We start from the raw sequence: 21,320 nt of genomic DNA, 5'->3' as shown, positions 1-21,320 counted from the left end.
CAAATACCTGCTCCTGCGCGGCACGCGAAAGGTTGCGAACCCTGCCGAACAGATCAAGCTCAAAGGCGGACAGACCTATTGTCGCCTGATAGATCTGGATATCGGAGCTAACCGCTCCTCCTCCAGCCCCCGCACCTGCACCACCGCCGAAGAGGTTGTTAGTGTAAGTCGCCGTTCCGGTTGCATTGACCGTAGGAAGCAGGTCGGCCCTTTGCACCCGAAGCTGCGCGCGTGCTTGAAGAACATTCGCGGCAGCAATGCGCAAGTCTCGGTTGTTGGCGATCCCGGTTTCTATGACCTGCCGCAACCGATCATCGAGGAAGAAATCGCGCCATCCTATCTTAGATACGTCCACCGCGTCCGTTGGAGCGGACGGGTACACGCCGCCTTGCGGTAACGTGACCGGAATAGCTCCAGCCGGCCTTTCATACTTGGGAGCAAGATTGCAACCAGCGAGCAACGTCGTGCTGGCCAGCAATGTAATGAGCAACTTGGTCATATTCACGTTTCCCGCGCCGGCGACGCTTGTTCGCCATTGTCTTCGCTTATGTTTCGACGCTCGGTCTGTCCGTGCTTGAACAAACGACTAACCACGACAAAGAAGGTCGGAACGAAGAAAATCGCGAAGATCGTCGCCGAGAGCATGCCGCCGACCACCGCCCGACCGATTGCGTTCTGCCCGCCTGCCCCCGCGCCGCTGGAAACCGCTAGCGGCATAACGCCGAACACGAATGCCAGCGACGTCATCAGGATCGGGCGTAGGCGAAGCTTTGCCGCCTCCATGGCTGCATCGAACGCATTCATGCCGGCCTGTACCCGCTCTTCGGCAAACTCTACGATGAGAATAGCATTCTTTGCTGAAACACCAATCGTAGTGATCAAGCCAACCTGTAGGTAAATGTCGTTGTTGAGACCGGTGAGCCAAGCCGCAAGTACCGCCCCGATGACCCCCAATGGAACGACCAATAGAACCGATATCGGTACTGACCAGCTTTCATACAACGCTGCAAGACACAAAAACACAATTGCCAGAGACAATGCATAAAGAGCGGGAGCTTGTCCTCCAGATAGCCGTTCTTCATACGAAAGTCCGGTCCACTCAAGGGCAGTACCCGGCGGCAGCTTTTTCTGTAGCTCGGTCATTGCATCCATCGCGGTTCCGGTACTGACACCTTCACCAGCGGCACCTTGCAGTTGCAAAGCAGGACGTCCGTTATAGCGGGTAAGGCTCACGGGCGCAGTTTTCCAAGATAATGAGGAGAACGCACCGAACGGCGCCATCTCACCGTTTGCCCCCCGTACGTAGAAGTTTTCTATGTCCTCGGGGACCTGCCGATAAGGCTCGTCCGCTTGCAGGAAGACACGCTTGGTCCGTCCTCGATCGAGGAAGTCGTTGACGTAACTTCCACCCCACGCCGCCGAGATTTCGGCGTTAATGGCGTTTATGTCCAAACCGAGTGCGCTGGCCTTGTCCTGATCGATGTTGACGTCGAGCTGCGGGGCGTCTTCCAGGCTGACGGGGCGAACCTGCGCCAGTCTTTTGTCACCCGCTGCCATGCCCAGCATCTGGTTCCGCGCCGCGACGAGTTTCTCGTGCCCCATGTTGGTTTCATCCACCAACCAAAGATCAAAGCCAGTCGCATTACCGAGTTCCTGGACCGCTGGCGGGATCAATGCGAAGATCATCGCATCTCGATAGCCTGCGAACACTCCCATGGCCCGCTGCATAACCGCATCAGCGCGGTTATCCGCTCCACTACGATCAGCCCAGTCCTTTAACTTTACAAATGCAATACCCGCGCTCTGGCCTTGGCCGTTGAACGAAAAACCATTGATGGTGAATACTGCATCGACATTAGCTTTTTCCGCTTCAACGAAATGCTTCCGTACAACGTCCAATGCCTTCTGTGTGCGTGGCAATGTTCCGCCAGGAGGCCCTTGCACCAAGGCGATCAAGGTTCCCTGATCTTCCTCGGGGAGGAATCCCCCGGGGAGACGGAAAAAGAGCAAACTCATCACACCTACGATCGCGGCGTATACCAGCGCTGACCGCTTCCAATTGCGTGCGGTACCACGCGCGGCACGTTCGTACTTGGCCGTGCCACGATCGAACTTGTCGTTAAACCAACGGAAGAAGCGTGCAAGCAGTCCATTGCCGTGACTTTGTTCGGGGTCATGGGGCTTAAGGATGGTCGCGCACAGCGCCGGTGTAAGGATAAGCGCGACCGCCACCGACAGAACCATCGACGACACGATAGTGATCGAAAACTGCCGGTAGATAACCCCCGTCGAACCGCCGAAAAACGCCATCGGCAGGAACACGGCCGACAATACCATTCCGATCCCGATCAGGGCGCCGCTGATCTCGTCCATGGACGTTCGGGCTGCCTCTTTGGGAGACAAATGCTCGGTCTGGATAAGCCGCTCGACGTTTTCCACCACGACGATCGCGTCATCCACCAGAAGGCCGATCGCCAGCACCATGCCAAACAGCGTTAGCGTGTTGATCGAGTAGCCAAGGAGGGCCATCACGCCGAACGTGCCCAGCAGAACGACGGGCACCGCGATCGTTGGAATAATCGTTGCTCGCCAGTTCTGAAGAAACAGGAACATGACAAGGAAGACCAGAACCACCGCTTCGATCAGCGTGTGGATCACTTGCTCGACCGAAAGCCGTACGAATGGTGTAGAATCGTAAGGGAACGCAACTTTGACGTCAGCGGGAAAGTTCTTGGCAATTTTTTGAACTTCGGCCTTCACCGCGTCGACCGTCTCCAGTGCGTTCGCGCCCGAAGCGAGGTTGACCCCGAATCCCGATGAGTTCTTGCCATTGTATTGCGTGTCGAACCCGTAAGTCTCGGCACCCAGCTCTACTCTGGCAACGTCGCGAACCCGTACCACTGCACCGTTCTGGCCGCTGCGAAGACGGATATTTCCGAACTCTTCCGGTGTCTGGAGTCGGGACTGCACCGAGACCGTGACGTTAAGCTGCTGCTCTTTTGAAGCCGGAAGCTGCCCGAGCTGCCCGGCAGAAACCTGAGCGTTCTGGGCTGAAACTGCAGCCGTGACATCGGCGATTGTGAGGTTGTAGCTGCGCAGTTTGAGCGGATCGATCCAGATACGCATCGCATACTGAGTACCGAACATCTGCAGTTGCCCTACGCCGTTGATGCGGCTCACGGGATCCTGAACCTGACTGACAATGTAGTCAGACAAGTCGTTCGCACTATGGCTGCCGTCTTCGGAATATATCGCGGCAACCAGAAGGAAGCTTGCTGACGACTTCTGAACCTGGAGACCCTGCCTCTGAACCTCTTGAGGCAGCAGCGATGTCGCCGCCTGCAGTTTGTTCTGCACTTGGACTTGAGCGATGTCGGGATCGGTGCCTTGCTCGAAAGTCAACGTGATGGTCACGTTTCCGGCAGAGGAAGATTGCGACGAGAAGTATCTGAGGTTGTCGATACCCTTGAGCTGCTGTTCGATTATCTGGGTGGTTGTTCGCTCCAGTGTTTCGGCGTCAGCGCCCGGATAAGCCGCGGCGATGGTCACGGTGGGCGGCGCGATCTCCGGAAATTGAGAGATCGGCAGGCTTCGGATCGCCAACGCGCCGAACATCATCAGGACGATGGCGATCACCCATGCGAAGATGGGGCGATCAATGAAAAAACGTGACATTGGCGGTTACCGTGCCTGCGTTGACTGATTTGCCGGTTTGCCCGACGCTTCGGCGGGATTCGACTTCGGTTTCATCGGCACCGCCTTCACTTTGGCGCCCGGACGGACATTCTGCAGCCCCTCGACAATCACTTTGTCACCAGACTTCAGGCCCCCCGTGACCAACCAATTGGTGCCTACGGTACGTGGGGCAATGAGCTTGCGCTGCTCCGCCATGCCCTGCGCATTCACCACCATCGCGGTAGGCTCTCCCCTCTCATCCCTGGACACCGCAGCTTGGGGAACGAGAAGTCCATTGCTCTTCGTTCCTTCGACCAATTCTGCACGAACATACATGCCTGGTAAAAGGAGGCGTTTGGGATTGGCGAATTGGGCCCGCACGACTTGGCTGCCCGTCGCCGGATCCACCGCCACGTCTGTAAATTTCAGCGCGCCTTCGAGTGGATAGATGGTACCATCCTCCAGTTTCAATCGCACGCGCGCCGCTGCGCCTCCGCGGGACAGGTCGCCAGCGAGTATCTGTTGACGAAGACGAAGTACATCCGCGCTGGACTGCTGTATATCGACAAAAATCGGGTCCAATCGTTGGATAGTCGTCAACGGATCAGCTTGCGAAGCAGAAACCAGAGCACCGGTGGTGAACACCGATCGACCGATTTGCCCACTTATCGGGGCCCGAATGGTCGTGCGCGCGAGATCGATCTGCGCGGACCGCAACGATGCTTGCTGAGCCGCTACGTCGGCCCTCGCCTGCTGCGCGGAAACGACTGCGTTTTCAGCTTCTTGCCGGGAAATTGCGTTGATTTTGACCAATTCGCCATACCGACGCGCCAAAGCCGAAGTAGAAGCAATTGCCGCCTTGGAACGCACCAGAGCTGCGCGAGCACTGGCCACTTGCGCTTCATATGCCGCGGGATCGATGCGATAAAGCGCCTGCCCTGCTGAGACCTGATCACCCTCCGCAAACAAACGCTGCAGGACAAGGCCATTGACCTGGGGACGAACCTCTGACGTTTCGTACGCTGCTGTCCTGCCCGGAAGCTCCGTACTGAGGACAACCTCTTGGGGACGGACCACCATCACGCCCACCTCCGCCGGGGGAGGAGCCGGTGGGGCCTGCTCTCCGCCCGAACAGGCCGATAATAGCAAAGCCAGGATCGCGGACGTTTTTTTCATGGAATATGTCTACCACAAAGTTTAAGTGTGAGTGAACGATCACTCATGATTGAGCGTTCGCTTATTGCATCGCAGCAACAAAGGCAAGTGAGGATCAGCGTGGTAGAGGAGTGCAAGGCCATACGTTCAAGAATGTCGAAATCGACGGAACGCAGACAGCGGCTCCTGGAATGCGCTAGAACTCTGTTTGTCGAAAAAGGTTTCCATCAAACTGGGATGGCGCAGATCGCGGCTGAATCCGGGATAGCAACCGGACAGATCTATCGCGATTTTCCTAGCAAAGAGGCGATAGTCGCCGCCATATGCGAAGGAGATCTGGCGGCTTGGTTGGCAGAAGACGTCCTCCATACCGCGGTGGTAGCTGGAGACTGCCAAGCGATTCATGATTGGATAGCGCGCTTCGCGACGGACGTAACTCCGTTCGATAATCGCCGGATGATGTGTGAACTGTTGGCCGAAATCGGTCGCAATCCGCTTATTGCCGATCTGAATCGGGCAGCGAACATGCGGCTGCAGGAGAGCTTGGGCGCTGCATTGTTCTCACTCGCCCCTAATTCCCCCGAAGAAACCCGCAACAACATGATCCAGTTTATCATGTCACTTTCCTTGGGTCTGATAGCTCAACAGGAGCTTTGTGCGTCTCCAGACTCAGCCAGTGTCCGCCAGCATCTGCTTTCAGTATTGCAAAGAGAAGTCGCCAGCATGATTAGCGACTCGAACGCTTCGGAGTAACCTGTCACTGCGCCTCAGCCCGATGCGAGTCGCTTCAGATTAAGGATGCAGAGCTATCTCACGCGCGCTTTTTCAAGTTCCAGTTCGGTCGGGCGCCGCAGCAAAGTGAGCAGATCGGCATTCCACTCAATCAAGCCGGCTTCGCGAAAGGCTGCCAGCCAACCTTCCATAGGCCACTTGCACCATCGCGCATGAAACACCCTTGCGTTACGCAGGATGTCGTCGAAATGCTGGAGGGGCGGATCGAAGGTTTCATGATGCTGATGGAAGGCCCCCGGTCCGCCCATGAATAGAAGCGGCACACCAGCTTGGCGCGCTCTGAACCCGAAATCGGTATCCTCCGCACCGTAACCAACAAAACGCTCGTCAAACCCGCCAACAGTGAAGAATCGTTTGCGGCGGATCCCAAATACGAGCGACCAGAACAGGCCAGGGTTGTGTTCCTCGCGGAGGCCCACGGCGGGAAATGGGCGTACAGGATGCCCAGTAGACCGCTTGATGAGGTCGGTCTCTTCCCATTCGCCTCTCGCGTCATCGGAGCCGAGATACCGGGCCTGGGCACATATCAGCGCATCCTGCTCGGCGAGCAAGTCGTCCATCGCCTGGAGAAGACCGCGCATCGGAATGCAATCTGCATCAAGGTACAGCAGATGGTCGCTCGTTGCCACTTTCGCGGCCGTATTGCGAGCGGTAGCCAACGGAATGCCGGAGGTTTCCAACCGAACCACGGTGACGGGAAAAGACGCAGAAATTTCCGTGATCGCCGGGTCACTCCCCATATCGACGACGATCAGTTCATCTGGCGTTCGTTCGCTACGGGCGAGACCTTCGACCAACTGGGCCAAATGACCTGTGCGGTTTTTGACGATGGTTAATACGCTAAGGCTCATACCTGCTTGCGCCACAGATCTAGACGATACTTATCGGCGCGTTCTTCCAGTAGTGCCGTCACTGGCCTACCTAACGCAGTCTTAAGCTTGGATACGGCATCGTCCGCGCTTTGTGGATAGTCGGTTTCGCCGGTCCAGTGGACAAGGATCAAATCACCACCCCTCTCGACATGCTCTGCAAGCCAGGCGCCCGCTCGCGCAATATCAAGGTCGTCCCAGTAGTAAACGACCTCCGACAGGACGACGAGATCGAAAGACCGGGACGGCGAAACGGCGGGGAAAGACATGTTGGCAAACTGAACACGCGGAAGTACGGCGCAGCGCATTCTCGCCGCATATAAAGCAGTCGCGCTTACATCGATGGCGAAAAGTTCATCACAATGTTCTGCCAATTGCTTCGTCAGCATGCCTTTCGCACAGCCGACTTCGAAACCTGAACTATACCTTCGATCGCCCAAAGCATTGAGCGTGCACGCATACTTCTCTCGCTCGTATGTGCTGCTTTCGAGGTTCCACGGATCGTCATTCTCGGCGAACATGTTTTCGAAATAGGCCGGGGGGAGGCTGCTCGCTGCTCGGGTCATCGCGATCTCCGCACGAAAAGAGTGTCGAAAGAGGCCATGCGCTGGTTGTCTGCCGCAAGCCGAAACCCGGAACCGTACGCTGGCGTCAGCTGGCTGCGATGCGCTCGAAGTGCATGCTTGCGTGTCCCCCGCAGCAGCGGGATTGTCCTCAGTTGGCGAACATCGCTCGCGCGAGGGCGACTGCCCCATACACAGTATTCGGCGACCACGATCGTCCGTTTGGCTTTAGACTTCACGGCGTAAGCAAGTTCCGCGGCAGCAGCGTGATCGCAATGTGGCTCGTGCATCGCCGTTACCCCAATGGCATCTACCCGCTCGCGACGGCAAAGCGCCGCGATCCTCGCGGCACTCTGATCAAACTGAGCGCTGCCGAGCGCTGCAGGATGCGCATCCTTCCAGCACAAGTGAATCGGAGTGTGGCGCCTGCCACCGGTTAGCCGACTTAGGGCCAGCGCCGCTTCTCGTCGTCGAGTGCATATCAGCTTTCGGAAACGACTATCGCCGATGTCGTGCGATCCCGATCCATCGGTGAGATAGACCACACCGGCGAGTGTACCCGACGATGAGGCCTGCGCGATCAAAGCCCCTGCACCAAGTGTCTCGTCATCGGCGTGGGGCGCCAAAATGAGCCATCGTCTAGATCTCCATGGCCTCTGATTGAGGGCCATCACCACAAGGCGTCCTCGCCGTCCCACACGTCGCGCTCCAACCAGGCGAGCGCCGCCTGATCCTTTGCAAAATCGGGTCCGGCCTGACGCAGATACAACGACAAATCACGGATGACCTTGTCGATCCGCTGGCCATCCATGGCACTGCGCGTACCCACGATCCGGGAGGCCAATTCCATGACATCGAGGGCGGCTCGTTCGACAACGCCGCGAGTCATGCGGGCAAAAGCCGGACCATCAGGATGCTCGCAGGCCGCACGCTGAGCGCATTCCCGAACCCATAGATAGGCCGTGCGAGTGGCAGCCACGCAATCAGCGAACTTCGCTCTCTGCAAGGGGTCGTTGGCGGCACCATCTGCCATCACTAGACGGGTTTCAGTGAGCAGAGCCTCTATCCCCCCCAACTGGACCGCCGTAAACCGCCAAGCGCCTGTCGTGAAACGCGGGTCACGATCGTAGTCGCCCGGCAGGCCAAGAAGATCCAAATCATCCGGGCGGATACCGGAAAGGTCATACAAGCCGCTGACCGTCGCCCTCATTCCCCGCACTCGCCATTGCGAAACGTCGGCACGTTCGGCATCATTTGCCGGCACGACTACCAATTGTCGATCGGCCCCCGGCACTTCGGCGGTGATGATCGCGTAAGCCAGCCCCCCTGCTCCACTCGCGAACGACTTGGCCCCGTTCAGGGAATGCGTCCCGTCCGACTTCCGATCCAACGATACCCCCGGTTTCGGCTCCGTCGCCCAGACGCCGTAGAACGCGCCGCCATTGAGTTCCTGCCGCAGTCGGTCCTTCTGGGCGCTCGATCCATACCAGTCGAACAAAGCCATTGCGTTGACGTGCCCCTCGTAAAGCCTTCCGATCGCGAGGTCCGCGCGACCGATGACCCTCAGGACATCCATCATCGCCTGATACCGCCTTCGCGTATCGACGAAGTTCAGACCACCGCTGACAGCGGGCGCAAAAGCACGGTGTAAGTCCGCAGAGGCGACGCAACGCATGCTTTCCAATGGGAAAACCGGGGCTGCGTCATATCGCGCGCCCAGTTCGGCAAGGCGCGGCGCTATCTGACGAGCGTTCGCCACCACGTCCTTAATCACCGGATTTTCTGTAGCGGATGTGCTCATGCAGCGTGTTCACGGCATGAACCGGCTTCCGTTGCTTGCGATTTCAGCCATGATGCAACCTTCCGTGCGGAAGCGGCATCGTGAAGACCTGTCCGCCTGGACGTCCGCACTTGAATGGCCCCGTCAAGCAGTCCCGGCCATGCATGAGGTTCCGGCCAGTTCGGCAATACGATGGCCGCGGCCAGGTCTTTTAACCGTTGCGCGGTCGCGGCCTGCTCACCGAATGGTCGATCTTCTGGAATGCAGATGAACGGTTTGCGGGTTGCCATCATCGTACTGACCAAACCGTCGCCTGCTGCACCTACGACTACCGACGCACGGGCAATTTCCCGTTCTGGTCGATCAATCCAGCCCAGAAGTTTCAGGTTGGGGGCAGTCGTTCCGGAAGGAACTACGGGTCCGATGACCCGCCATTCCCACTGTGGGCAAGCCAGGGCGGTCGCCGTAAGAAAACCGCCGTCGATAGGCGCGCCCCCTCGACCGTGCACAACCACCACCGTTTGTTTCGCAACGGCCTCATCGCCAACCGTAGCCGCCCCTATGCCGGGTGCGTAGAATGTTTTCTTCAACACCCATGTCGGGGTGGACGCATGTTCGAATTCTGCAGGAAACGGTGCAAGAAGGGCTGACGCTCCTCTAAACGCTTCAAGATGGGCCTGGTCGGTGCGATCACCCATCAACCGCACGTAGATTGTCGGGACCGATGCGAGACGTGCCAACATCGCTATCTCGACGGATACATCCACTACCACCAACGATGGCTTGGCCTCGGCTATCCAGGCGGCAATACGCGCCACTCGCGATCGGACGCCATCATGATCAATCGGCGCGTAATGAAGTGCCTCGGGCCGATATCGCGCGGTGTCAACGCCATCGAACAGGCCAGATCGTGAACGATCGTCTTCCAGATCAATTCCTGCACTGCCGATGCCGGTACCAAGTTGTACAATCGGCCAGTCACATGCTGATGAGATGGCATTCGCACGCACGCGATGGCCCGCGCCGTGGTGATGGACATAATAGCCGATGGGCCGGACGTTCACGCCGGGATGTCCAATAGGTAATCCATGGGCATCGGCGGCAGCATCGGCTCTTCGAAAGCGATGCGAGCATGCCCATCGGGTTCTGCCCGCAGACTCCGCCGCCACTTCGCCCGTTCCCGCCAGTGATCCAGCGACGGAGCATGCGGCGTGGTCCCGGATGCGGCCATCTCGAACATCTGACGCATGGCGTCTGCCATTCCGTCCCTGGCACGCCCCTCGAGGCGGGGCGAAGCGCGAGTAAAGACATCGTTTGGATGGGCCAGTTTGCCTCCACAAGCTACTGCCGCCAGTACCAGCGCACGATCCTCACCTGTCGGCAATGGTGGGACACCGCCGCAGCGCATATACAGATCGGCGCGTATGGCCAGAGATGCTCCTGTGTGGTCGCCGTGACGCGGGGGGCAGTCCCACGGGATCGGATCGATACTATCCTCGATGGCGCGGACGTCGTGCCAGTACCTATCCCAGGCCTCACGAAGGCGCGCTACCGGTGCAGGGAGTTGTTCGGTGCTTTCGATCTCGATCCTGCCACCGACAATATCGGCACCACGAGCGAAACAAGCCACCGTGTTTGATAGCCAGTCCGGCGAAGGTCGGGTGTCCGCATCAGTGCTGACGAGTATGCCGTTCGCAATAGACCCCAAAAGGTCGAGACCTTCGTCCATTGCACGTTTGCGAGCGGTACCGGCATGCGCGTCTTCATCCGGTAGAATGTGGTGACGGGCATGGATGCGCAAGCGCCCGGCATAGCGCGCTCCAGCAGCCTCAATCACCGATCTGCTCTCGTCGCTGGAGTTGTTGACCGCTATCGAAATATTGATCGGATCGGGCCATGTCTGGTCGGCGAGCGCTCGCAATAAGATCGGCAACCGCTCTGCTTCGTTTCTGGCCGGCACGCAAATGCACAGGTCCGGCGTAGCCGCTGCGCTAGGCATGACGCGCCATAATGGGGGGCAAGCCGGTGCTTGAGCCGACGGGCAAAGGCGGAATTGGTGCCATCAACGCGTCGCCTGCAGCCTCAGAATGTGGCGCCTCTGCGATCCTGCGGCGGTAAAGCGCTTCGTACCCATCAACCATTCTTACCGCGTCACAGGCCGCCTCTGCCCGGTTCCGGCAGGCCCGGCGATCCAGAGAAAGGGCGGCAAATCCGGCGGCGGCAAGTGAGGAGACATCGTTCGGCTCGGCAAGAACCCCGCACGACGGATCAAGAATTTCCGGGATCGCCCCGCGTGAAAACGCGGCCACCGGCACCCCGCACGCCAACGCTTCGGCCACGACGAGGCCGTAAGGCTCATCCCACATCGGCGTGCACAGGAATGCCCGCGCTCCACCAACCAAGCAGGCCAAAGCAGAATGTTCAAGATGGCCGACATGGATCACGTCCGATCCCAGTTCCGGCTCCACTTGTGAGCGATAATAATCGACATCGAGGATCGGCCCGGCGATCCGCAATGGTAAGCCGATCAGGCGAGCGGCCGCGATGGCGTAGTGCAGACCTTTTTCGGGGACGATGCGGCCGTACCAAACCAAATACGCGTCCTCATCCGGCTTCGGATGGAAAGCGAACTTCTCCAGATCGATGCCATTCAGGATAACTTCGTCGACAGGGCGAACATCGTCCCAAAGCGACGCGACCGATCGAGACACCCCGACCAAGGTATGGTTCTGCGCCGAACACAACCGAAGGCCGCTCTCCAGCCAGCAGAAGGGCGGCGTATGCAGCGTCGTCACCATCGGCATCGGCAAGGTATCGGCAAGCGTTAACGGCAGGTAATGGAGGGAATTGTTATGGATGATATCGAAGTCGCGATGCCGCAGTTCGTTCATCAGGCTGAGATAGGCGTGATGCTCTTTGAAAAAGGGCACGTCGGTCGCCTCCTCGATTCCGAGGTTATCGAGCGCGGTTTCGGTGCAGATCGCTTCCAGACCCAGGCCTTCTTCCGAACGTGATGATGCGAACACCGTAACCTGGTGCCCCCGATCGCGGAGCGACCTGGCCAGCAGGTGAGTATGCATTTCCAGACCGCCGGCGAAGGGTTCGGCGATAGGATGCTTCAGATGCGCGATGATCCCGATACGCAGTGCTTCGCGATCAGCGTGAGGGGGGGGCGGCACGGTGCCGCCCCCAACTTCACACGTCGCAAAAAGGGGGCGATCAGGCTGAGGGCCGTGCATCCAGATCAACCTTCATTTCGCGCGGCCAATGGCGCAGTCCCCGGCATGCCTTGAGGAAGGCTGCGGCGTCATCCGCACTCGCCAATGGCAAACAAGCTTCGTCAAGATCGTCGGCAATGCCGGCCTTGGCGAAAATCGGTTCCGCCTCGGCGGTCATGCCGATGAACTTGCAATGCGCAAAAGCATCGGACGCGAAGTCCTTCGCTGCGGCATCGCGCGACAACATCGCCGCGCCTTCCTGCGACACGACAATCGCTACGGCATCGAACAGGACGGAAGGCCCGCCATCGATCTTCTGCTTGGCAGCAACCTTCGTTCCATCCGACAAGGTAACGCCCGAGATCTTCGGAGCGATGACTTCGAACACGGCGCCTTCCGCATCGACGGCCTTGACCAAAGCTTGGAAGACCCCCGCGTCTGCGCCATCACTCAGCAGGATGCCCAGCTTGCGACCCTTGAAACTGTCAGGCCCGTTTTTCGCGATGCTGAGGGCATCGGATGGCGGAAGGTCGTTGATGGGTTGTCGAGCCGCCACTGCTGCGTCGGGCATGTCAAGCCCCAGGCCGTCCGCCACCGTCTCGGCCAAGCCCGCGTCGATATTGCGCAGGTGGGAAACGGTTCGCGATCGAATGTCGAGGCGTTCCACTTTCGACAGTTCAAACACCAGCGCATCGCCGATATGCTTCTGTTCGATCGGCGTCTGGCTCACGAAGAACTGGCGAGCCTGGCTATAGTGATCGGCAAAACTTTCGGACCGGACGCGTTGCTTCGGCCCATCAGCCACTTCGGCGTAGCTGGAAAATCCACGCACCGGATCTTCGCGAGGTCCGCCCTGGGTCGGACCCCAACTGTTGGGTTCGTAGTTCGCGCGTCCCACCGGGTTGCGCATCGCCATGTGGCCGTCCTGCTGGAAATGAGCCATCGGACACTTCGGTGCATTGATCGGAATATGGGTGAAGTTGGGGCCACCCAACCGCTTGATCTGGGTGTCCAGGTACGAAAAGTTACGTCCCTGAAGCAGCGGATCGTTCGTGAAATCGATGCCCGGGGGAACATTCTGAGTGCAGAACGCGACCTGCTCGGTTTCGGCGAAGAAGTTGTCGACCACACGATCAAGGACCAGCCGGCCGACGATGCGGACGGGCACCAGTTCCTCGGGAATGAGCTTGGTCGAGTCCAGAACATCAAAATCGAAGCTGTCCGCAAATTCATCGTCAAACAGCTGCACACCCAGCTCCCACTCGGGGAAATCACCGGCGTTGATCGCGTCCCAAAGGTCACGCCGGTGGAAGTCGGGATCGGCACCGTTGATCTTGACCGCTTCGTTCCAGGCCACGGACTGCAGACCCTGCTTGGGCTTCCAGTGGAACTTCACGAACGTAGATTTACCTTCGTCGTTCAATAGGCGGAATGTGTGGACACCGAAACCTTCCATCGTCCGGAAAGAACGCGGAATGGCCCTGTCGGACATCGTCCACATGATCATGTGGAAGCTTTCGGGGGTGAGACTGATAAAGTCCCAGAAATTATCGTGGGCGGTCTGCGCCTGCGGAAAGGCACGATCCGGGGCAGGCTTGGCGGAATGCACCAGGTCGGGGAACTTGATGGCATCCTGAATAAAGAAGACCGGGATGTTGTTTCCGACGATGTCCCAGTTTCCTTCCTGGGTATAGAGCTTGACCGCGAACCCACGAACGTCGCGGGCAAGATCGGCCGAACCCTTGGCGCCAGCCACGGTCGAGAACCGCACGAATGCGGGAGTACGTTCCCCGGTCCGCTGGAAAATGTCGGCTCGCGACACGTCGGCCAAGCTATCCGTCAGTTCGAAGAACCCATGCGCCGCATAGCCGCGAGCATGCACAACACGTTCCGGTATCCGCTCATGGTCAAAGTGGAAAATCTTCTCACGGAAATGAGCGTCTTCTAGTAGTGTCGGACCGCGAGCGCCTTGTTTCAGGCTGTTCTGATCGTCGGCTACAGGAATGCCCTGCTGGGTGGTCAAAGTAGCAACGCCTGCCCCAGCAGTCTGGTGCGTTTCTCCGCCCGTTCCTTGCTTCTCGGCATAAGCGAAGGAAATGTCCGCATCGCCAGGGAGTGGTGATGCCTTGTTCGGAGATTCGCCGCCGACATCCGCTGGCGAAAGGTCGGCGGGCGTCTTTTTCCCGGGAGATGGCTTTGCTGACGAGCCGGAAGGCGATTTGGTAGGGGTCTTGGCCATGGGGCAGTCCTCTTGTCGACGTTCGGGTTCGCTCACCGGTGCGCGCGGCGATTGACCGGCATAATCCGTGCGAAAGCCGGTAACGCCATGGCAACCCCCTGCCGAAGCTCAAGGTTGCCTCCGCTCAGGCCAAATTAACCTGCGTCAACACGATTGAGTCTCCCCTAAATGCAACGCGAATGATTTTAAGCTGTTATCGAGATGCATCGTCTCGACACACTCAGAAGGCACGGCTGAAATTATCCATGTTGAGCGACCGTTTTCTTAAAAACAAAAGTAATGTGGGACTCACGCTTGAGGAGCGGGAGCGTATTGAGTCTGCAGTAAGTGAAGTTCGAACGCTGGAGGCTCGTAGTTTGGTCATCCGGGCAGGCGAGCATCTGAACGTAAGCACGTTGTTGCTGGACGGAATGATGTCGCGCCATATCGATGATAAGAATGGACTGCGCCAACTCGTGGCTATTCACGTTCCTGGCGATTTCGTCGATCTGCACGCCTACCCGCTCAAGGTTCTGGAGCACGACGTGGCGACGATGACTGCCGCGACCGTGGCGATCGTTCCGCATACCGAACTTGATACGATGATCGATGAGAGTCCCGAGCTTGGCCGCAAGCTATGGTATTCGACCTTGATCGACGCCGCCATCCATCGCGCCTGGCTGTTCAGGCTGGGGCGCCTCGATGCGATGGGCCGGGTCGCGCATTTTCTGTGCGAAACCAACGCCAGGCTGCAGTCGGCAGGGCTGAGTGACGGCATCCGTTTCGGTCTGTCTCTGACCCAGACTGATCTCGCGGAAATCTGCGGGTTGACGAACATCCACGTAAACCGGGTGATGCGTCAGCTTCGGGAAGAACATTTGTGCGTTTTTCGTTCGTCGGTAGTGGAAATACTCGATCCCATCAGGTTGGCCGCGCGGGGGCAGTTCGACCCGGCCTATCTCTATATTTCCAAAGAAGTTGTCTCCCCAGCCCCCTCTAGCCCAAGGCCAGTCTCATGATCCAATCACGATCCGCCCCGCAGCCGCATTCGGATCCGGGCGTGGCTACCGCCGAAGATGGGCTGGTCATTCTTGACGGTCCGAACGGCGTTGCCGTCACCATGACGGCGTTCGCGGCGGCGGCGACAGGGCGAAGCCTCGTTGATGCGGCGCATGTCGCGCAAACGCAATTGGCAGACCGCCCCTCCCCCAAGCCGGATTGATTTGGTGAGGACGAGATCCTGAACGATTTTGCCGGCTGGGCCGCGCCGATAGCGACAATGATTGCGGCCATGATGACGGCCGCCAATCTGGGTGCGCGTACCACCGGCTGGGGATTTGTCGTATTCACCCTTGGTTCGATCGGATGGACCGTCGTGGGTCTGACGTCCGGCCAGACCAACCTGGTGGCGACGAACGGGTTCCTGACGTTCGTGAACCTGGTAGGCGTATGGCGCTGGCTTGGCCGTCAGAAAGCATACGAGGATGGCGGCAAGTCTGCGGAAAGCGCCAGCCGTCGCTCGTCAGCACCCACTTTATTTACGGCCACCGGCCTTTCCGGAATGCCGATCGACGATTCGGAAGGTCAGAGTTTGGGGCATGCAGTGGAAGCGCTGGTCGAATGTAAATCAGGGGCGATAAGCTACGTGGTTGTCTCCAGCGGTTCCAAAGCAGGGTTGGGTGAACAGCTTCGGCCGGTGCCCTCTGATGGAATTCAGTATGGTTGCGACCGCTTGAGGCTGTTGATGTCCGATCCCGAATTTCAAGCGATCACGCCTCTGCAGACGGGGGACTGGCCAGCCTCACCTGATAGCACGGCAAAAACATGAACCGCGCCTTCGTTGCGTTCCGGATCGCCGATGCCCTCGCCGACAGCGATGTTCTTTACCTGGCGGATGACGAGCAGGAAGCCGAGGCTTTGGCAGAAACGCTACGAGCACTGCTTCCTGATGGTCTGATCTTTCACGTCCCCTCCAGCGACACGCTGCCCGGCGAAGCAGCGCCTGCATCACCGGCCAATGCAGGTCGTCGGGTTGCAGCCCTGCGGGGCCTTCGCCTTGCCCAAGCCGCCGACACGCGAGATCATTTCGCCTGTATTCTCAGTGGAGAAGCGGCTGGTCGGCAATATGCGCCGCCAACTGATTTTGACAAGGCGCCCCCTGTTCTGCGGGTAGAAGATGCGATTGAGATCGAGGGGTTTGCGCAAACGCTCCAGGAATTGGGATATCTGACCGATGACCGCGTGGACGAGCCGGGTGAAGCGGCCATCCGGGGAGAGGTAATCGATATATATCCGGCAGACGCCGGCGCCCCGGCTCGCATCGAAATGGCAGATGGCCACATTACCGCCATTCGGTCCTACGATCCGGTAACTCAGCGAACGGTTGCCGATCTTGATCACCTTGAGGTGGGCCGGGCATCGGAGCCAGTGGTTCAACAAGGCGTCCCCATCGTGGCGCATGTGCCCCGGGCGACGCTGGCCATGTCGCCGAAAGCAGACGAGCGTCGATTGCGGGTCATCCGGCTTGCGCAAGATGCTGCGCGGTTCGCCTCCACCAAAGTGGACGCGATCGAGAATGACAGCTGGCAAGCGGCGGTAGAGGGTATGCCCCTCCTGTCCATCGGAGATCCTCCGTCCGCGCTGCCCCGGTTTTCAGAGCACCGTTCACCTTTGGCTGCGCTAGATCAGTTTGTGCGGCCTCTGATCGCGCAAGGTCATTCTCTGTTCCTCGCAGGTAATTCTAGGGACCTGCGTTTTCTGCGTCCTCGCATTGGTAAGCGATTGGGTCTGGAATTCCCGGAAATTGCCGATTGGGCAGAGTTGAAAGCCGTTTCCCCGGCGAAATCCGCATCGATTTCCATGCCGGTAGATGCCGGCTTCGTAAGCGCAGATGCCGTGCTGATCGCCGCCGCCGACGTCCTGGGAAGTCGCGCCTGGTTGCAGGATATGTCAGGAACGCGCAGCGATATGGCAGCGGTAGGCGGCCGTGGGGACGTTCGCATCGGCGATGTCGTGGTGCATGAGGACCATGGCGTTGGCACGGTGATCGGGTTGCAGAACGCGCCCAGCGTCGACCCTCATTCATCGCCGGCCGAAATGATTGTACTGGAATATGCGGCCGAGGCGCGAAGACTAGTGCCGATCGGCGACGCTGATCGTATCTGGCGATACGGCGCGGATGCCGAGGCGGTGACACTCGACAAGCTGGACGGTTCGTCTTGGGTAAAACGCCGCGGTATGATCGACGCCGCGATCAGGGATAGCGCCAAAGGGCTTGCCGCGTTGGCCAAAGCCCGCGCATCGCTGAAGGCACCGGTCCTTGATCCGGACCCGGCCGATTATGAAAAGTTCGCCGGAGGTTTTGCATTCAACGAGACTGCGGATCAGGCCAGGGCGATCTCATCGGTCCGTGATGATCTCGCCAGCGGTCGCCCCATGGATCGGCTTGTGATCGGCGATGTCGGATACGGCAAGACGGAAGTCGCGCTCCGGGCTGCTGCGTTGTCGGCGCTGGCAGGTCATCAGGTCATTGTGGCAGCGCCGACCACCGTTTTGGTCCGCCAGCATTTCGACACCTTCAAGAAACGATTTGCCGCCTCTGGGATAGAGGTCGCCACCCTTTCTCGCCTCTCCACCGCTGCGGAGAAAAAGAGGGTGAAAGCCGGGCTGGCGGACGGATCGGTGCATATCGTGATCGGTACCGGCGCGGTGATGGCGAAGGGAGTGACCTATAAACGCCCTGGACTGGTCATTATTGACGAAGAGCAGCGGTTTGGTGCAGCCGACAAGGCAAAGCTTCGGGGGTCAGGTGATATTCACCTGCTTAGTCTCAGTGCTACACCGATCCCTCGAACCCTGCAGGCGGCGCTGGTCGGTCTCCAGCAAATGTCGATTATCGCCACCCCGCCTGCTCGTCGTCAACCCATCCGCACCAGCATAACGTCCTTCGATGATGCTCGTCTGCGCACAGCGCTGTCTCGAGAGAAGGCCAGGGGCGGGCAGAGCTTCGTCGTGGTCCCGCGGATAGAGGACATGGCTCCCCTCTCCAAGAAACTGAAGCGGATAGTGCCGGATCTTCGGCTGGTCCAAGCCCATGGCAAACTACCTGTTGCGGAAATTGATGCGGTCATGGTCGGCTTTGCACAGGGCGAAGGCGACATCCTTCTGGCTACCAATATCATCGAAGCTGGTCTGGATGTGCCGCGCGCCAACACAATGATCGTCTACCGCGCCGATCGATTTGGCTTGGCACAGCTTCACCAGCTGCGCGGCCGCGTTGGGCGCGGCAACCGTCGCGGGCAGGTGATAATGCTCACAGAAGATGAAGAAAGCATAGCACCGCGCACTCTGAAACGGCTGAGAACTTTGGCAACGTTCGATCGCCTGGGCGCCGGATTCGACATCAGTGCTCATGATCTGGACATGCGCGGAGCCGGTGACCTGCTCGGCGAGGATCAGGCCGGGCACATGAAGCTGATCGGCGTCGATCTCTATCAGCACATGCTAGGGACGGCCCTTCGCGAAGCACGCGGCGAAAAGATGGAGCGCTGGACACCGGAGCTTAATATCGGCGCCGAGGGCGCGGTTCCCCCAGAGTGGATCCCGGACGACGAAGTAAGGCTGGATCTCTACATCCGCCTCTCTCGCATCGAAGAGCATGGAAAGCTCGACGAATTTGAGGACGAACTTCAGGATCGGTTCGGCGCGCTCCCGCCAGAAGCGCAGCTGTTGATGGATCAGGCGCGGATACGCCTTGATGCGCATGCGCTGGGCATTGCAAGAATAGATGCAGGGCCAGCGGCCATTGCATTCACACCCCGCAGCGGTTCAGAAGTGGACGCGAAAGCTGCGGGACTGGTAGCAAAAGACAAGCGCCTGATCCTGTCCGAGAAAATCGCGGACGATCAGCGGACCACGCGGTTGCAGGATATTCTCCGCAAATTAGGAGCATAATCTGCATCTCCCCGAATGGAGCCGCTGCGGCGCGAGCCGACGCTAGATGGGCATCTGCGACCGCTACGAGAGGCACTTCATCCGGTAATGCCGCAATCGCAGATAGATGGGACTGTGAGATTCGGCCACAGCCGATGGGGGCAATACCGAGAGGTGAGGAATCAGTCATCTGCTACCCTTCGAGGTACCGGACGGAAGTGCGGATGCTCGCCCACAAAGCGCCAGATCATGATTACTGCGACTAGGTTTGCGATGCCCGGAACGATGGCGAAGCTGATCACGATAGCGTCGACCGCCGTCGATGTTTGCGGCACTCCGGAACGGGCGGCATTCGAATCGAAGCCATAGGCGGAAAGCAACGCTCCCACCACCAGGGTGCCGCCCATGGCGATCCCCGCCTTTTCAATCACCGACCAGATGGCCGAACAGGAACCGCCACGGTTCTTGCCATATTCCGTGCGCGCGGAGACGATGCAGTCAGATAGGAGCGAAAGAACGATCGTTCCCCATCCGGCATTGCAGGCAGCCATCAGCCCCGCCAGCAAATAAGCGATCCAAATGGGGGCTTCGGGCACCAGACCCCACAGAAGCATGATCAAACCATGGCCGACGGCTGCGATCACATATGTCGGCTTCTTCCCGATCCGCCGTGCCACCATGACCCATAGCGGTGACCCGGCCATCACCGCAAATGCCATGATGGCCGCCATTACCCCCAGATCGTGCAATGGTTCAGGCCACTCCATCGCGTACTTACCATCACGTTCGTCAGATAGAAAAACAACAAAAGGGAGGCGCATCGCGGAACAGCTGACCGGCGACCTGACCGACGCCGAAACCGGCCTTGGTGGACAACGCAAGACGCTGAGGCATAGCTGGGTTCAAAGGCGATGTCCGATCGGGCGACGCGCTAACATCAGTATGCGGGCGTCACTCACACATACATCGCGGGGTTATGAAAAAGGGGCCGACCCGGTCGACCCCTTTCCCATTATTACTAGCTCGGCTTGCGAACCAGCGCCTTTGGAGCAGCTGGCGGCTTGGGCGGCGTCCACCCGGCAGGCACAGGGGCCGGCTTTTCGTCGCGTGCATAGACTTCCAGGCTGGACAAGGATGGACCGTAATCTTCGGTCGGGGCGTGCAGCCATTTCTCATCCATTGCGCGCGCAGCAGCAACGAGGTCAGCCGGAAGGTCCTTCTCACCATCCACGGTCTGGAAATGAACAAAGTAGTCCACGTGACCTTCGGCTTGGCCCATCAGCATCCATGGCAGCCAAGGCGTGATACGGCTCCACGCACCGATGTGCGGAATATGCGTAAGGTTGGGATTTTCCACGTCTTCCCGCTTTACCGTATAGATAAAGTGCTCAGACACGCGGTTCATCGGCCCTGAAGACTCGCGCACCCATTTTGCCGGATCGAGCGCGTTGGGATACTGCATGTCGATGTCCGACCGCAGTATCATCGTGCCGTTCGGCCCAAATTGCCAATCCTGCAGGAACGGGGTGCGAGGCGGCTTATCCTTGTTGAGACCGCCGTATGAAGGCGGCTCGGGAGCCCACTGCCCAATGGTGAAGTTGAACGGGTCATTTGCGATCGGCACCACGCGCACCGTCTCATTGGTGTAGGGATTTTCCCAGGTTTTCAGGATTTCGTTTGTTTTGAGGTCGCGATAGAACACGATTTCGCGAAGCATTCGACGGTACGAACCGTCTTCCAGACGCTTGGTGCGCACAAAGCTGAAGCCCTCCACGCCGAATAGCTGACGCACCGGCTCATTCGGGCGCACACCGTAAGCCTTGCCTTTCAGCCAGCCACACTTTTCCTTGGTCGGATCAATGTCCGCATCAAGACGCACATAAGTATCGCGGGTCCATTCCGGATCCTTGAAATCAATCTTGGTCTTGAACGCCGGGGTCGACTTGCTGGGCCGGGTGGCGGCCTGCGTCAGAGAGGGAGCCACCGCGAGCCCCGCGGCAACGCCGGCGAGGCCAAGACTGGCACGGCGGGAGAACTTCATGTCGTCCATTCGAATGATCCCTCATATGCGTTTTGCACCCGGTCGATCCGGTTGATCGGTTTTTTGCGTTTTTACCA

General features: G+C 58.9%; 18 protein-coding genes (1 of these 18 running past the window's edge). 5 read left to right on the top strand and 13 right to left on the bottom strand.

Features of this window, described 5'->3' with window-relative positions; all coding sequences use genetic code 11:
- The 3 genes in view from ACZ1JM_RS04565 to ACZ1JM_RS04555 are tightly spaced (at most 6 nt apart) and all read right to left on the bottom strand, a layout consistent with a single transcriptional unit that may run on beyond the window.
- On the bottom strand, positions 1 to 499 hold the 5' portion of the coding sequence (locus tag ACZ1JM_RS04565; RefSeq protein ID WP_465131945.1) for an efflux transporter outer membrane subunit. The gene continues 944 nt to the left of window position 1, outside the view; only the first 499 of its 1,443 coding nucleotides appear in the window; it begins with the start codon at positions 497 to 499; its stop codon lies off the left edge, out of view.
- 2 nt (positions 500 to 501) lie between these two features.
- A complete protein-coding gene (locus ACZ1JM_RS04560; protein ID WP_465131944.1) occupies positions 502 to 3,675 on the bottom strand; it encodes an efflux RND transporter permease subunit in 3,174 nt (1,057 codons plus the stop codon).
- A 6-nt stretch (positions 3,676 to 3,681) separates the two neighbouring features.
- Positions 3,682 to 4,851 carry an efflux RND transporter periplasmic adaptor subunit gene (locus ACZ1JM_RS04555; RefSeq protein ID WP_465131943.1) on the bottom strand — a complete coding sequence of 390 codons (1,170 nt, stop codon included), beginning with the start codon at positions 4,849 to 4,851 and terminating at the stop codon, positions 3,682 to 3,684.
- 45 nt (positions 4,852 to 4,896) lie between these two features.
- On the opposite strand from ACZ1JM_RS04555, the gene ACZ1JM_RS04550 reads away from it, so the two are divergent.
- On the top strand, positions 4,897 to 5,583 hold the full coding sequence (locus tag ACZ1JM_RS04550) for a TetR/AcrR family transcriptional regulator (protein ID WP_465131942.1): 687 nt from the start codon (positions 4,897 to 4,899) through the stop codon (positions 5,581 to 5,583).
- Between the two features lie 53 nt (positions 5,584 to 5,636).
- On the opposite strand, the gene ACZ1JM_RS04545 is transcribed toward ACZ1JM_RS04550, so the two are convergent.
- From ACZ1JM_RS04545 to katE, 8 genes are all read right to left on the bottom strand, one after another.
- Complete coding sequence (locus ACZ1JM_RS04545) at positions 5,637 to 6,473, bottom strand: glycosyltransferase family 2 protein (protein ID WP_465131941.1); 837 nt, start codon at positions 6,471 to 6,473, stop codon at positions 5,637 to 5,639.
- Complete coding sequence (locus ACZ1JM_RS04540; RefSeq protein WP_465131940.1) at positions 6,470 to 7,012, bottom strand: SAM-dependent methyltransferase; 543 nt, start codon at positions 7,010 to 7,012, stop codon at positions 6,470 to 6,472. Before ACZ1JM_RS04540 ends, ACZ1JM_RS04545 begins: the two co-directional genes overlap by 4 nt.
- Positions 7,013 to 7,053: 41 nt before the next feature.
- The gene (locus ACZ1JM_RS04535) at positions 7,054 to 7,725 is read right to left on the bottom strand and encodes a PIG-L deacetylase family protein (RefSeq protein ID WP_465131939.1); all 672 of its coding nucleotides are present in this window, start codon (positions 7,723 to 7,725) and stop codon (positions 7,054 to 7,056) included.
- The gene (locus ACZ1JM_RS04530) at positions 7,725 to 8,855 is read right to left on the bottom strand and encodes an acyl-CoA dehydrogenase family protein (protein WP_465131938.1); all 1,131 of its coding nucleotides are present in this window, start codon (positions 8,853 to 8,855) and stop codon (positions 7,725 to 7,727) included. Before ACZ1JM_RS04530 ends, ACZ1JM_RS04535 begins: the two co-directional genes overlap by 1 nt.
- Positions 8,852 to 9,898 (bottom strand): glycosyltransferase, encoded by a 1,047-nt coding sequence (locus ACZ1JM_RS04525; RefSeq protein ID WP_465131937.1) that lies wholly within the window; start codon positions 9,896 to 9,898, stop codon positions 8,852 to 8,854. The genes ACZ1JM_RS04530 and ACZ1JM_RS04525 overlap by 4 nt, the downstream gene beginning before the upstream one ends.
- Positions 9,895 to 10,833, bottom strand: a complete 939-nt coding sequence (locus ACZ1JM_RS04520; RefSeq protein WP_465131936.1) for a glycosyltransferase family 2 protein — start codon at positions 10,831 to 10,833, stop codon at positions 9,895 to 9,897. The genes ACZ1JM_RS04525 and ACZ1JM_RS04520 overlap by 4 nt, the downstream gene beginning before the upstream one ends.
- Positions 10,826 to 11,980 (bottom strand): glycosyltransferase family 4 protein, encoded by a 1,155-nt coding sequence (locus ACZ1JM_RS04515; RefSeq protein WP_465132581.1) that lies wholly within the window; start codon positions 11,978 to 11,980, stop codon positions 10,826 to 10,828. The genes ACZ1JM_RS04520 and ACZ1JM_RS04515 overlap by 8 nt, the downstream gene beginning before the upstream one ends.
- 73 nt (positions 11,981 to 12,053) lie before the next feature.
- Complete coding sequence (katE, locus tag ACZ1JM_RS04510) at positions 12,054 to 14,291, bottom strand: catalase (RefSeq protein ID WP_465131935.1); 2,238 nt, start codon at positions 14,289 to 14,291, stop codon at positions 12,054 to 12,056.
- 245 nt (positions 14,292 to 14,536) lie between these two features.
- On the opposite strand from katE, the gene ACZ1JM_RS04505 reads away from it, so the two are divergent.
- From ACZ1JM_RS04505 to ACZ1JM_RS04490, 4 genes are all read left to right on the top strand, one after another.
- Complete coding sequence (locus ACZ1JM_RS04505) at positions 14,537 to 15,289, top strand: Crp/Fnr family transcriptional regulator (protein WP_465131934.1); 753 nt, start codon at positions 14,537 to 14,539, stop codon at positions 15,287 to 15,289.
- A complete protein-coding gene (locus ACZ1JM_RS04500) occupies positions 15,286 to 15,492 on the top strand; it encodes a hypothetical protein (protein WP_465131933.1) in 207 nt (68 codons plus the stop codon). Before ACZ1JM_RS04505 ends, ACZ1JM_RS04500 begins: the two co-directional genes overlap by 4 nt.
- A gap of 69 nt (positions 15,493 to 15,561) precedes the next feature.
- Positions 15,562 to 16,098, top strand: a complete 537-nt coding sequence (locus tag ACZ1JM_RS04495; RefSeq protein ID WP_465131932.1) for a PRC-barrel domain containing protein — start codon at positions 15,562 to 15,564, stop codon at positions 16,096 to 16,098.
- A complete protein-coding gene (locus ACZ1JM_RS04490) occupies positions 16,095 to 19,223 on the top strand; it encodes a helicase-related protein (RefSeq protein ID WP_465131931.1) in 3,129 nt (1,042 codons plus the stop codon). Before ACZ1JM_RS04495 ends, ACZ1JM_RS04490 begins: the two co-directional genes overlap by 4 nt.
- Positions 19,224 to 19,384: 161 nt before the next feature.
- Here ACZ1JM_RS04490 and ACZ1JM_RS04485 read toward each other — a convergent pair whose 3' ends face one another.
- Both ACZ1JM_RS04485 and ACZ1JM_RS04480 read right to left on the bottom strand, forming a co-directional pair.
- Positions 19,385 to 19,933, bottom strand: coding sequence for an MFS transporter (locus tag ACZ1JM_RS04485; protein ID WP_465131930.1), 549 nt, complete (start codon positions 19,931 to 19,933; stop codon positions 19,385 to 19,387).
- Between the two features lie 287 nt (positions 19,934 to 20,220).
- On the bottom strand, positions 20,221 to 21,252 hold the full coding sequence (locus ACZ1JM_RS04480) for a DUF1838 family protein (RefSeq protein WP_465131929.1): 1,032 nt from the start codon (positions 21,250 to 21,252) through the stop codon (positions 20,221 to 20,223).
- Positions 21,253 to 21,320 lie beyond the last annotated feature (68 nt).

The sequence above is a fragment of the Novosphingobium sp. BL-S-24 genome (genome assembly GCF_055521575.1).
This window is presented reverse-complemented; position numbering and strand designations above follow the sequence as displayed.